This is a genomic window from Cellulomonas sp. NPDC058312 (assembly GCF_042880135.1).
Lineage (GTDB): Bacteria > Actinomycetota > Actinomycetes > Actinomycetales > Cellulomonadaceae > Cellulomonas.
Window position 1 is genome coordinate 490,602 of the sequence record NZ_JBHVZE010000004.1, and the last position, 12,604, is coordinate 503,205.

Genomic DNA, 12,604 nt, shown 5'->3' on the forward strand with positions numbered 1-12,604 from the left:
GCGACGACGTCACAGCGCGGTGTGGTCGCGGCACCTCGCCCGCAGTTCCTAGGATCGGTCCCATGAGCGACACCGGACTGCGGCAGGCCCAGGACAAGATGGCGGCCGCCGGGGTGGCCCCGACCGCCATCGACGTGTTCACCCACTACTACCGGGAGCTGGAGGCCGGCGCGACCGGCCTGATCCCCGAGGACACCATCGACCCCCTGCTCGACCCGCCCCGGCTGGCGGACGTCGACATCGACGACGAGGCCGCGCGCGAGGCGTTCGCGAAGACGGCGGTCATCAAGCTCAACGGCGGCCTCGGCACGTCGATGGGCATGGACAAGGCGAAGTCGCTGCTCCAGGTCCGCGACGGGAAGTCGTTCCTCGACCTCATCGTCGAGCAGGTCCAGCACGCCCGCGCGCAGACCGGCGCCCGGCTCCCCCTGATCCTCATGAACTCGTTCCGCACCCAGGACGACTCGCTGGCCGCGCTCGCCCGGCACGACGGCCTCGCGGTCGACAGCCTGCCGCTGGACTTCCTGCAGAACCAGGAGCCGAAGCTCCTCACCTCGGACCTGACGCCCGTGTCGTGGCCCGCGGACCCGACGCTCGAGTGGTGCCCCCCGGGCCACGGCGACCTGTACACCGCGCTGCTCGCGTCGGGCGTGCTCCGGCAGCTGCTCGACGCCGGCTTCCGGTACGCCTCGGTGTCCAACTCCGACAACCTCGGCGCGGCCCCGAACCCCACGATCGCCGGCTGGTTCGCCGCGTCCGGCGCGCCGTACGCCGCCGAGCTGTGCCGCCGTACCGCCGCCGACCGCAAGGGCGGCCACCTGGCGGTCCGGAAGTCCGACGGCCGGCTGATCCTGCGCGACACCGCGCAGACCCCGCCGGACGAGATGGACTACTTCACCGACGAGCACCGGCACCCGTACTTCCACACGAACAACCTGTGGTTCGACCTGGAGCAGATCGCCGCGGCCCTCGAGGAGCGCGGCGCGGTGCTCGGCCTGCCGCTGATCCGCAACGTCAAGACCGTCGACCCGACCGACGCGTCCTCCCCCGCGGTGTTCCAGATCGAGTCGGCGATGGGCGCCGCGATCGAGGTCTTCGAGGGCGCGACGGCGATCGTGGTGGGCCGCGAGCGGTTCCTGCCGGTCAAGACGACCAACGACCTGCTGCTGATCCGGTCGGACGCCTACGACCTGGCCGACGACGCGACCCTGCGTCTCGCGGTCGAGCAGGCGCCGCTGGTGGACCTCGACACGAAGGTCTACAAGACGGTCGCGAAGTTCGAGGAGCGGTTCGCCGCGGGCGCCCCCTCGCTGCGCGACGCGCGGTCGCTGACCGTCCAGGGCGACTGGACGTTCGGCGAGGGGGTCGTCGCCACGGGCGCGGCGACCGTCACGGCCGAGGGTGCCCCCGGCACGATCCCCGCGGGCACGACGATCGCGGGCTGACCGCCCCGCAGGACACCGACGAGCCCCGTCCGGCACGCGACCCGCGCGCCGGACGGGGCTCCGTCGTCGCGGCGCCGCTCAGGCCCGGCCGCGCCGACGGCGGGCCGTCAGCAGCCCGGCCCCGCCCAGCGCCAGCGCGAGCGCCGTCACCGCGAGCACCGCGGCGTCGTCGCCGGTGACCGCCAGGCGGTCGCGGCCACCCCCGGCGCCCGGGGTGCCCCCGGGTGCGGCGGGCCCCGTCGCGGCGGGCCGACCGGGCTGCGGGACCGCCGTCGCCCCCGCGAGCCGCAGGATCACGGGGTCGGTGGTCGTCGTCCCCGCGGGGTTGGTGATGCTGAGCCGCAGCTGCAGCCCGTCGTCCGCCGCCGTGGGCGTGTAGGTCAGCGTGTACCGGGTCGGACCGGACGCGGGGGTCGCCGCGAGCAGCGCCGCGACCCGGAACGTCCCCGGGGTCGCGGGCTCCTGGGCGACCCGGGCACCGTCGGGGAGCGCACCCCAGGTGCGGCCGCCGTCGCGGGACGCCTGACCGGTGGCGGTGGCGAGCTCGCCGTCGACGACCCAGGACAGCCGCAGCGGGTCGCCGACCCGGGTCGTGAGCACCCCGTCGGGGGTGGCCCCGTCCGGGACCCGGACGACCTCGGGCAGTGGCAGCACCGTCAGGACGGCCGCGGCGCTGGTCGCCGAGGCCGGACCGCCGACGAGCGTCGACGTGGCGACGGCCCGCACCCGCACGCCGTCCGTCGCGGCGGTGGCGGGCAGCAGCAGCTCCGGCCCGGTGACGCCGGGGACGGCCGTCCAGGCGAGCCCGTCGGGTGAGGTCTGCCAGGTGACGACCGGCGCCGGCCGGCCCGTGGTCCGGACGACGAACCGGGCGTCGGTCCCGGCCGCCGCGGTGACGTCGGCGGGGTCGGTGACCGTGGGCGCGGTGAGCACGCGCAGCGTCGCGACGGCGCTCGGCACGTCAGCGGCCGCCGCGTTCGACGCGAGGGCGCGGTACTGCGTGCCGTCGAGCACGGCCGTCGCCGCGACGGTGAGCGTCCCCGTCGTCGCGCCGGCCAGGTCGGTCCAGGAGCCGTCGGGCACGCGGCTCTGCCAGCGCAGGGTCGGGGCGGGGTTCCCGTCCGCGATCGCGGTGAGGACGGCGTCGGTCCCGGCGTCGGCGACGGTGTCGGCCGGGTCGGTGGTGAACGCGGGCGCCCGGTGCACGGTGAGCACCGCGGTGGCGCTGGTCCGGCTGCCGACGGGGTTCGTCACGGTCACCCGGACCTCGGCGTCGTCGTCCGCGAGCGTCACGGTCCGCTCGTAGACCGGGCCGACGGCGCCGGGCACCGGGGTCCAGGCGCCCCCGCGGGTGCGGACCTCCCACTGCCACGCCAGGGGCGCCGAGCCGTCGGCCGCGGCCTCGAACCGGGCGGTGGCACCGTCGAGCACGGTCGTCGCGGCGGGATCGCGGGTGATCTGCGGGGCCCAGTCCACGACGAGCGTCGCGGGGGCGCTGGTCGCCGACCCGAGGGCGTTCTCGGCGACCGCGCGGTAGCGGGTGCCGGTGAGCGCCCGGTCCGCGGTGACGGTCAGCCGCGGGGCCACCTCACCGGGCAGGTCGGTCCACGCGTCGGTGCCGGCGGCGGCCTGCTGCCAGCGGATCGTGGGGGTCGGCACGCCGCTCGCGACGGCGTCGAAGCCGACCGCGGCACCCTCGAGCGCGCGGGCGTCGACGGGGTCGGTCGTGATCACCGGCAGGGTGCGGATCGTCACGGTCGCGGCGGCGCTGTCGACGGTCCCCGTGGCGCCGGTCGCCCGCGCGCGGAGCTGCACGCCGTCGTCCTGCGGGGTCAGGACCCGGTCGTAGGTCGCGCCGACGGCCCCGGGCAGGTCCGTCCAGGTGCCGGGCCCGGTGAGCTGCTGCCACTGCACGGTCGGCGCGGGCGTCCCGGCCACGGCGACCGTGAACCGTGCCGTGGCGCCGGCGGGCAGCGCGACGTCCTGCGGCCCGGCGGTGATCTCGGGACCCCACCGCACGAGCAGGGACGCGGCCGCGCCGAGGGTGACGCCCTCGGTGTTCGTCGCGACCAGGCGGTAACGGGCGCCGTCGTCGGCCCGGGCCGCGGTCAGCGTGAGGCTGCCGGAGGTCGCGCCCGGCACGTCGGCCCAGACCGACGTCCCCGGCGCGGCGCGCTGCCACTGCAGGGTCGGGGCGGGCACGCCGGACGCGGTCGCGGTGAACGTCGCGGCGCCGCCCTCGGCGACGTCCACGTCCGCGGGTCGGCCGACGGTCGGCGGGACCGGCTGGGCGAGGTCGACGCGGTTCGTCGCGACCCCGCCGACCGTCGCCTGCACGGAGCCGGTGGCGGTCGCCGACCGCACGAACCGCGCGGTGGCGGTCCCGTCGGCCCGGAGCGTGGTGTCCGTGGTCGGTGCTCCGTCGGCGACGCCGCCGCCGAGGTCCCAGACCACGGCCGTGCCGCTCAGGCGGGCGAGCAGCCGCGCGGCCGCGGCTCCGCCGTCGCTGAGCACGACGCCGGCCGTGGCGGTCACGGCGCCGCCCGTCCGGGGCTGCTGGGGCTCCGCCGCGACCTGCGGGACCGCGCGGGGGTCCACCGCCGTCGTCCCGATCGCGCCGATCTGCGCGGCGGGGGCCGTCGCCGCGGCGCCCCACCAGCTCCGGGTGGCCGACACGGGTCCGACGACGGCGGCCGGCCGCGCACCCCCGGTGAGCGTGTCGGTGTTGCCCACCAGCACGGAGTCCGTGACCGACCCGGCGGTCAGCCAGAGCGCGCCGCCGTCCGTCGGCGCACCGGCGCCGGTGGCGACGTTGGCCTCGACGCGCGTCCCGACGACGGTGGTCGTCCCGGTCGCGTGCACCGCGGCGCCGCGGGCGGTCGACGGGGCGACGGTGGTGACCCGGTTGCCGGTGAGCACGGAGTCCTCGACGGTGAGGGTCGCGCCGACGACGTGCAGCGCGCCGCCGGTGAGGATCCCGGAGCCGGCGTCGCCGGTCACGACGTTCTGGTCGAACGTGCTCCGGACGACCCGGACCCGGTCGGCGGCCGACCCGCCGACCACCGCGACCGCGCCGCCGGGCGCGCCCGTGGCGGAGTTCTGGCTGAACGTGCAGTCCTCGACGGTGAGGTCGCCGCCGTTCATCTGGACGGCGCCGCCGGGGGCCCACGCGCCGCCGGGGCCGTTGGCGTTCCCCGTGACGGTGCAGCGCCGCAGCGTCAGCGCGTCGGGCGACCCGGGGTCGCCCGTGCCCGCGAGCACGGCGCCGCCACCCGGTGCGGTTGCGGAGTCGGTGGCGTCGGGCACGCCGCCGGTCAGGGTCACGCCCTCGAGCGTGACGTCCACCCCGCCGACCAGGCCGGGGTCGAGGTCGAGGACCCGGCGGCCGTCGCCGTCGACGGTGAACGTCCCCGGGGAGGTCACCAGCAGCGTGGCCGGTGCGCCCGGCGCGTAGGTGAGCGGCCCGGCGACGAGCGTCGTCCGGGTGCCCGCCGGGACGGTGACGACCGCGTCGGGGACCGCCGCGGCCTGGCACAGCGCCTCGCGCAGCGTCGTCCCGGCCGCGCCGTCGGAGCACCCGGCGGTCAGCGGCGCGTCGGTGGGGACGTCCACGGCGATCGGCACTGGCTCCGCGGCGAGCGCGCGCGGCAGCACCGCGGGGGTCGCGGCGAGGCCGGTGGCGGCGGTGACGGCGACGAGCGCGAGGGTCGCGCAGGCGCGCCGCAGCGCGGGTCCGAGGGGGTGCACGCGACGAAGACTAGGCGTTTCACCCGTCTGGCAGACCCGTCATCCGGGTGAATCCTCATAGGCTCACGCCCGTCCCGTCGTCCCCGCAAGGTCCAGGAGTCCCGTGCCGACCCGTCGCACCGTGCTAAAGGCCGGCGCCGCCGCCGCTGCGCTGGCGGCCGCCGGCACCGGGGGCGTGGCGCTGGCGACCCGCCGGCCCGCGCTGGACCTGACGCTCGCCGCGCTGCTGCCCCTGGTCGGCACGCGGTTCGCGACCGAGGGCACCGACCTGACGCTCAGCGCGGTCACCGGCCTGCGGGGCACGGCGGCGCGCGAGGACGCGTTCCGGCTGGAGCTCACCGCGGACCGGCCCGTCGACCTCCCCGGAGCCACCCGGACGTTCGCGCACGCCACCGGCGACCTCCTCCTGCACACCGAGCCGGTCGGCGGCGCGGGCACGGTGCTCGAAGCCGTCGTCGTCCGGTCCGCCTGAGGGCGGGAGAGGAGCACCCGTGGACCCCTACCTGGGCGAGATCCGCATGTTCGGCGGCACGTTCGCGCCGGCGGGCTGGCTGTTCTGCGACGGCTCGCTGCTCCGCATCGCGGACAACGACGTGCTGTACGCCGTGATCGGCACGACGTACGGCGGGGACGGGGTCGAGACCTTCGCGCTGCCCGACCTGCAGGGCCGGTGGCCCGTGCACACCGCGCCGGACCTGCCGCTCGGCGCCCGGGGCGGCTCCGAGACGGTGACGCTCACCGCCGCGCAGCTCCCCGCGCACACCCACGGGGTGCTGGGGTCCGCCGCCGCCGCGACGGCCACCTCGCCGGACCGCGGCGTGTGGGCGGCGACCACCGAGCCCGGCTACGCCCCCGGTGCGGTCACGGGCACGCCGCTCGCGATGGCACCGGACGCGCTCGCGACGACCGGCGGGTCGGCGGCCCACGACAACCTCCCGCCGTACCTCGCCGTGCACTTCATCATCGCGGTCGTGGGCGTCTACCCCTCCCCGAGCTGACAGGACGTCATGGACCCGTACCTCGCCGAGATCCGGCTGTTCCCGACGCGCTCCGTGCCGAAGGGGTGGGTGCCGTGCGAGGGCCAGATCCTCGCGATCAACCAGAACCAGGCGCTGTTCAGCCTGATCGGCACGGTCTACGGGGGCGACGGTCAGACCACCTTCCGGCTCCCGGACCTGCGGGGCCGGGTCGTGGTGCACACCGGCTCGGGGACCGCGGGCGAGGTCGGCGGCGAGCGCACCCACCGGCTGACCACGGCGGAGCTCCCGCCGCACCGGCACGCCGCTCGGGCGACGGCGGCCCCGGCGACCACGGCCGACCCGGCGGGCGCGCGCTGGGCCGCGACCGAGGAGCCCCACTACGGGCCGTCCGCCCAGGTGGCGATGGCCGGCACGGCGGCGATCGCCGGGGCGAACGAGGCGCACGACAACATGCCGCCGTACCTGGCGATGACGTACGCGATCGCGGTCGCCGGGGTGTACCCGAACGAGGACACCGACGCGACGTTCGAGGCGTTCGTCGGCGAGATCCGGCTGTACGCCGGGCTGCGGACGCCGGGCGGCTGGGCCGAGTGCAACGGCCAGTCGGTGCCGATCACCCAGAACGTGGCCCTGTACTCCGTGCTGGGCGTGCAGTTCGGCGGCAACGGCACGAACGAGTTCCGGCTCCCGGACCTGCGGGACCGCACGCCCGTGCACACCCGGCGGAACAGCCCCGACCGGTTCAGGTCCCCGGGCGAGGTCGGCGGGCAGGCGGCCGTGACGCTCACCGAGCAGCAGCTCCCGGCGCACGGGCACGCCGTCGCGACCGCGGCCGCGGGCACCCGCGGCACCACCGGCAACCCGTCGGGCGCGTCGTGGGCGGTCGCGCAGCAGGGCCGGACCCGCCGCGCGCTGTACGGCACCGGCCCCGCGGACGTCCTGATGCCGGACGCGACCGCGGTCACGGGCTCCGGCCTGCCGCACAACAACCTGCCCCCGTACCTGCGGATCCGCGCGCTCATCGCCTTGACCGGCGTGTACCCGCCTCGCCCCTAGGCGCCACTCACCCCCGACGACCAGGCGTGTTGACATCCCGACCGCCCGGTCGTAATTTCTCCACTACCTTCCAAACGGTAGGTAGTGGTGGCGCCGACGAGGACGCGATGCCGGCACCACGACGTCTCGACGTGGAGCCGTCCGACTCCCAGGACCGAAGAAGGTTCAGATGGAAGCGCAGGCAGCGGTCGCCCCCGAGGAGTCCCCCTCCTCGGCGCGGGACGACATCGCCCCCGACACCGGCACGCCGTTCACCCGGGCCCGCACGCTCAGGTTCGGTGCCGGGTTCTTCGTGTACGGGCTGCTGTGGATCGTCGGCCTGCAGATCGTGGCGGCCGTGCTCCTGCCGCAGCGCCTGCGGGACATCGGCGTGGACTCGCCCGAGACGCTGCTCGGCTCGATCAGCGCGATCACCGCGGTCGTCTCGCTGGTCTCGAACCTCGTGTTCGGCAACCTGTCCGACCGCACCCGCAGCCGGTTCGGGCGCCGCGCGCCGTGGATCCTCGCGGGCGGCCTCATCGGCGGCGTCTCCCTGTTCGCGATCGGGGTCCTGACCAGCCCCGCGCTCATCACGCTCGTCTACTGCGTCTGCATGGTCGGCCTCAACATGATGCTCGCCCCGGCCGTGGCGGTCCTCGCCGACCGGGTGCCCGGGCGGATGCGCGGCACCATGTCCGCGTTCTACGGCGGCGGCCTCGCCGGCGGCGCCCCCGTCGGCTCGCTGGTCGGCGCCGCGTTCCTCACCCACGCGCTGCCCGGCTTCGTGCTCGGCGGCGCCCTGATGGCCGGATCGGCGGTCATCGCGCTGATCGTGTGGCCGCGCGAGACATCCGCCGCGGACCTGCCGCCCGCCGCCGCCGGGTTCGGCGAGCTGCTCAAGTCGTTCCGCCCGCCCCGCAAGGCCCCCGACTTCTACCTCGCGTTCGCCGGCCGCCTGTTCATGCTGGTCTCGTACCAGATGGTCATGGCCTACCAGCTGTACATCGTCCAGGACCACGTCGGGCAGACGACCGCGGAGTCCGCGAGGACGATCGCGACGATGGCCGTCATCACCCTGGTCGTGTCGCTCGTCGGGTCGGTGGTCTCCGGTCCCGTGTCCGACCTGATCGGGCGCCGCAAGCTCCCGGTCGTCGTGTCCAGCGTCCTGTTCGCCGTCGGCATCGCGATGCCGTGGATCTACCCGACCCCCGCCGGCATGTTCCTGTTCGCCGGCATCGCGGGCTTCGGCTACGGCGTCTACACCTCCGTGGACCAGGCGCTCAACGTCGACGTCCTCCCGAACGAGGAAGAGGCCGGCAAGGACCTCGGCATCCTCAACCTGTCGACCACGGCCGGCCAGACCGTCGGCCCGCTCCTCACCTCCGCGATCGTCGTCGCGACCGGCGGGTACGGGTTCGTGTTCCCGGTGTCGATCGCCGCGGCCCTGCTCGGCGCGTTCTTCATCACGCGGATCAAGGGCGTCCGGTGAGCGCGCCCACCTGGACCGTGTCCACCGCCGACGCGCTGTGGGCCGACGGCGGCACCCCCGCCGCCGGGGCCACGTCCGCCCGCGGGCTGACCCTGACCGGCACGCGCGGCCAGACCCTGCGTGGGTTCGGCGGCACGTTCAACGAGCTCGGCCACCGCGCGATCAGCGCCCTGCCCGAGGACGACCAGGAGACGATCTACCGCGAGCTGTTCAGCCCCGACGAGCTGAACCTCCGGGTCAACCGCTCCGCCGTCGGCGCGAACGACTTCGCGACCTCCTGGTACTCCTACGACGAGACGCCGGGCGACTACGCGCTCGAGCACTTCTCCGTCGAGCGGGACGAGGAGCGGGTCATCCCGTTCATCCGGCAGGCGCAGCGGTACCAGGACGAGATGGTCCTGCACTGCTCCCCGTGGAGCCCGCCGACCTGGATGAAGAACCCGCCGGTCTACAGCTCCGGCACCCTGGTCATGACCCCCGAGAACCTCGACGCCTACGCGCGGTACTTCGTGCGGTTCGTCCAGGCGTACGCCGAGCGCGGCATCACGGTCAGCCAGATCCACGTGCAGAACGAGGTGTTCGCGGACCAGAAGTTCCCGTCCTGCGTGTGGACGTCCGAGCAGCTGCGGGTGTTCATCCGCGACCACCTCGGCCCCGCGTTCGAGGACGCGGGCCTGACGACGGCGATCTTCCTGGGCACCCTGAACGGCCCGGAGGACATGACCTTCACCGCGACCGGGCAGGCGCTGACCAACTACGCGCGGTTCGTCGACAACATCCTGTTCGACGACGACGCCCGCCGGTACATCTCCGGCGTCGGCTACCAGTGGGCCGGCCAGCACGCGGTCGCCCGCACCCACGAGGCCTGGCCCGAGCTCGAGATCATGCAGACCGAGTCGGAGTGCGGGTTCGGCGACAACAGCTGGGAGGAGGCGGAGTACGTCTTCCACCTGGTCCGGCACTACCTGCAGCACGGCGCGACCGGGTACACGTACTGGAACACGGCGCTCGAGCCCGGCGGGCTGAGCACCTGGGGCTGGCCGCAGAACTCCCTGCTCACCGTCGACACCGCCGCGGGCACGTTCACGCGCAACCCCGAGTACTACGTGCTCAAGCACTACTCGTCCGCAGTCCGCCCCGGCGCCGTCCCGCTCGGCGTCACCGGGCGGTTCAGCGCCCAGGGCTCCGCGTACGCCAACCCGGACGGCTCGGTCGTCGTCGTCGTGCAGAACGCGCTCGACCGCGCCGAGGAGTTCTCGTTCGAGGACCCGACCGACGCCACCCGCGCGTTCACCGCGACCCTCGCGGCCCGGAGCCTGAACACCTTCACGCTCCCGGCCTGACCGCCGCGCAGCGGCCGCACGAGGCCTCGCACCCGCTCGTCGGGTGCGGGGCCTCGTCGTCCCGAGGGGCCCGCGAGATGGGGCTTGCGCGGGTCAGAGCACGGGGGGATACGGTCGCCGGATCTGGAGGCCCGACCCGGAAGGCGACGATGGTCAGCGAGGCGACACCGGGGACACGACGAAACCCCGGCCGTGTGATCGACTCGCGAGCGAGTTACAGGGACGGTTCCGGGGTGTTGTCGAGCACGCTATCCGACGCACCGACCGTCGGCAAGCGCCACGCGTTCGACCTCCTGGAGCACCGGTTCGGCGCGGACAGGATGCACGTCTACCTGCAGGTTGCGGGCGGCGACCGCGACCTCGCGCTCCGGTCGTACGAGTGGAACAGCCGGATCGCGGGTGCACTGCTCGTCGACCTCGGGCACCTCGAGGTCGCCGTGCGCAACGCCCTGGACGCACGGATGCGGGCGAGGCACGCGGCACGACGCCTGCCCGGCTCCTGGCTCGACGATCCCGAGCAGGAGCTCGGTCGGGACCCACGGGACGGTCGGCACCGCCAGCCGTTCGCGGACATCGAGGCGGCCCGCCGGCGGGTCCGGCAGAACCGGAAGCCGCTCAGCCACGGTCAGGTGCGCTCGGAGACCTCGTTCGGCCTCTGGCACCAGCTCGTGTCGAAGCGGTGGACCAACCTCTGGCCGGACCTCGCGGACTTCTTTCCCCACGCTCCCGACCGCCGGAGGGAGACCGTCGCACGCCGCGTCTCGGGGTTGCGCGAGCTGCGGAACCGCATCGGCCACCACCACCGGGTGTGGGGACTGCCCTGCGCCACCCGCCACGACGACCTCCTGGCGGTCGCCGGCTTCGTGGACCCCGACCTGCGGGAGTGGATCGCCCGGGCGTCGTGCGTCCCGACTCTGCTCGCCGAACGTCCGAACGCGCGACGCTGACCGGGCCGCCCTCCTCAGCGCTGGACGTCCTGCCCGGTGTACTCGATCGCCCGCACGTCCACCACGCCCTCGCGGGCGTACGGCCCGACGACGCGACCCGTGAACGACTCGGTGAAGTCCGAGGACAGGAACGCCCCGTCGACCCCGCCGAGCTCGACCCAGGCGCCGCCGTCCTCGACGAGCCCGGTGAGCCGGTCGCACGAGGAACCGAGCACGGACCGGCCGACGGGCGGCGGGTCGGCGACGACCCGCAGCCGGACCTCGCCGCCCCCGGTGCGCGGGCGCGCCCAGGACTGCTGGAGCCCGCGGGCGGTCATCGTCATGGTCACGAGGTCGGCGGTGGCCTCGACGTCGAGGTGCGTGTGCTCGTCGTACCGCATGGTGAGGCCGCCGACGCCGGCGGAGACGTCGAGCGTCACGGTGACGACCGCCGCCTCGGTGCACTGCCGGATCCCCAGGAACACGGGGTGCTCGTCCGCCATCCCGACACCGCGGCCGGTGAGGCGCGCCCACCCGGGGCGGGCGGTCAGGTCGGCGACGTCCCGGGGGAACGCACGCACGGCGACGACCTCGCCGTCGAAGCCGTCCAGCGCGGCCGGCGCCTCGGTGGGGAACGTGATCGTCCGCTCGACGGGTGCGTGCCGGTCGTCGAGGAGCACGGGCTCGGCGTGCGGCCACCCGGCGTCGTCCCAGGTCACAGGGACGACGAACGTCTCCCGGCCCATCGGCGCGAACGCGCGGGTCATCGACCGGGGTCGGGTGCCGAGCAGCACCATCGCCCAGGTGCCGTCCGCGCGCTGCACGAGGTCGCCGTGGCCGGTGTTCTGCACGGCCCGGTCGCTGCCGCGCGCGGTGACGAGCGGGTTGTGCGGGGCGCCCTCGAACGGGCCTTCGGGCGAGGGGCCGCGCGCGATCGTCACGCTGTGGCCGCGCTCGGTGCCGCCCTCGGCGATCATCAGGAACCAGGTGCCGTCGACCTCGTACAGGTGCGGGGCCTCGGGGAACATGCCGCCGGTGCCGGACCACAGCGGGATCGGCTCGCTCAGCGCGGCGCCGGTCTCCGGGTCGAGGCGGACCTGCGTGATGCCGAGGTGCTTCATGGAGCCGTCGTCCTCGATGCCGAGCCCGGACATCGTCACGTAGCAGGTGCCGTCGGCGTCCCACGCGATGTCGGGGTCGATGCCGAACACGTCCATGACGACGCCGTCGGACCAGGGCCCGGCAGGGTCGTCGGCGGTGAACAGCACGTTGCCGCGGCCGGTGCCCATCATGTCGGGCACGACGAGCCAGAACCGGCCGTCGTGGTGCCGGATGGTCGGCGCCCAGGTGCCGCCGCCGGTCGGGACGCCCGTGGTCCCGAGCTGGCCGTCGCGGACGGCGACGTGCCCGATCAGCTCCACGTGCTCGAGGTCGTCGGAGCGGAACACGGGGATGCCCGGCAGGTACTCGAACGTCGAGGTGACCAGGTAGTACGTGCCGTCGACCCGGCAGACGCTGGGGTCGGGGTGGAAGCCGGGGATCAGGGGGTTGCGCACGGGGTGCCTCCGGGGGTCGTCACGGGCGGGACGCGTCGCCGCGGGCCGCCAGCGCTGGGGGCCGGTCCCCGTCGACAAACCCA

At 75.1% G+C, this 12,604-nt stretch carries 9 protein-coding genes; 7 read left to right on the forward strand and 2 right to left on the reverse strand.

Going from position 1 to position 12,604, the window contains the following annotated elements; genetic code table 11:
- Positions 1-62: 62 nt before the first annotated feature.
- The gene (locus ACFVXN_RS14800) at positions 63-1,445 is read left to right on the forward strand and encodes a UTP--glucose-1-phosphate uridylyltransferase (RefSeq protein ID WP_389233890.1); all 1,383 of its coding nucleotides are present in this window, start codon (positions 63-65) and stop codon (positions 1,443-1,445) included.
- A 78-nt stretch (positions 1,446-1,523) separates the two neighbouring features.
- Here the strand turns inward: ACFVXN_RS14800 and ACFVXN_RS14805 are convergent, their stop codons facing one another.
- Positions 1,524-5,192 (reverse strand): hypothetical protein, encoded by a 3,669-nt coding sequence (locus ACFVXN_RS14805; protein ID WP_389233893.1) that lies wholly within the window; start codon positions 5,190-5,192, stop codon positions 1,524-1,526.
- A gap of 103 nt (positions 5,193-5,295) precedes the next feature.
- Here ACFVXN_RS14805 and ACFVXN_RS14810 point away from each other — a divergent pair, with 103 nt between their 5' ends.
- The 6 genes from ACFVXN_RS14810 (at position 5,296) to ACFVXN_RS14835 (ending at position 10,986) form a co-directional block, all read left to right on the forward strand.
- Complete coding sequence (locus ACFVXN_RS14810) at positions 5,296-5,664, forward strand: DUF6916 family protein (protein ID WP_389233896.1); 369 nt, start codon at positions 5,296-5,298, stop codon at positions 5,662-5,664.
- Between the two features lie 19 nt (positions 5,665-5,683).
- On the forward strand, positions 5,684-6,190 hold the full coding sequence (locus ACFVXN_RS14815) for a phage tail protein (protein WP_389233899.1): 507 nt from the start codon (positions 5,684-5,686) through the stop codon (positions 6,188-6,190).
- A 9-nt stretch (positions 6,191-6,199) separates the two neighbouring features.
- The gene (locus ACFVXN_RS14820) at positions 6,200-7,228 is read left to right on the forward strand and encodes a phage tail protein (protein ID WP_389233902.1); all 1,029 of its coding nucleotides are present in this window, start codon (positions 6,200-6,202) and stop codon (positions 7,226-7,228) included.
- Between the two features lie 169 nt (positions 7,229-7,397).
- Entirely contained in the window at positions 7,398-8,696 is a 1,299-nt protein-coding gene (locus ACFVXN_RS14825) for an MFS transporter (RefSeq protein ID WP_389233905.1), read from the forward strand.
- Complete coding sequence (locus ACFVXN_RS14830) at positions 8,693-10,039, forward strand: glycoside hydrolase family 30 beta sandwich domain-containing protein (RefSeq protein WP_389233908.1); 1,347 nt, start codon at positions 8,693-8,695, stop codon at positions 10,037-10,039. Before ACFVXN_RS14825 ends, ACFVXN_RS14830 begins: the two co-directional genes overlap by 4 nt.
- Positions 10,040-10,275: 236 nt before the next feature.
- Positions 10,276-10,986, forward strand: coding sequence for a hypothetical protein (locus ACFVXN_RS14835; RefSeq protein ID WP_389233911.1), 711 nt, complete (start codon positions 10,276-10,278; stop codon positions 10,984-10,986).
- A 14-nt stretch (positions 10,987-11,000) separates the two neighbouring features.
- On the opposite strand, the gene ACFVXN_RS14840 is transcribed toward ACFVXN_RS14835, so the two are convergent.
- A complete protein-coding gene (locus tag ACFVXN_RS14840; protein ID WP_389233913.1) occupies positions 11,001-12,521 on the reverse strand; it encodes a family 43 glycosylhydrolase in 1,521 nt (506 codons plus the stop codon).
- Positions 12,522-12,604: the final 83 nt, after the last annotated feature.

What these genes read in the sequence shown, in the direction of transcription:
- ACFVXN_RS14800 (WP_389233890.1), top strand. Translation starts at nt 63, where the DNA reads ATGAGCGACACCGGACTGCGGCAGGCCCAGGACAAGATGGCGGCCGCC.
- ACFVXN_RS14820 (WP_389233902.1), top strand. Translation starts at nt 6,200, where the DNA reads ATGGACCCGTACCTCGCCGAGATCCGGCTGTTCCCGACGCGCTCCGTG.
- ACFVXN_RS14825 (WP_389233905.1), top strand. Translation starts at nt 7,398, where the DNA reads ATGGAAGCGCAGGCAGCGGTCGCCCCCGAGGAGTCCCCCTCCTCGGCG.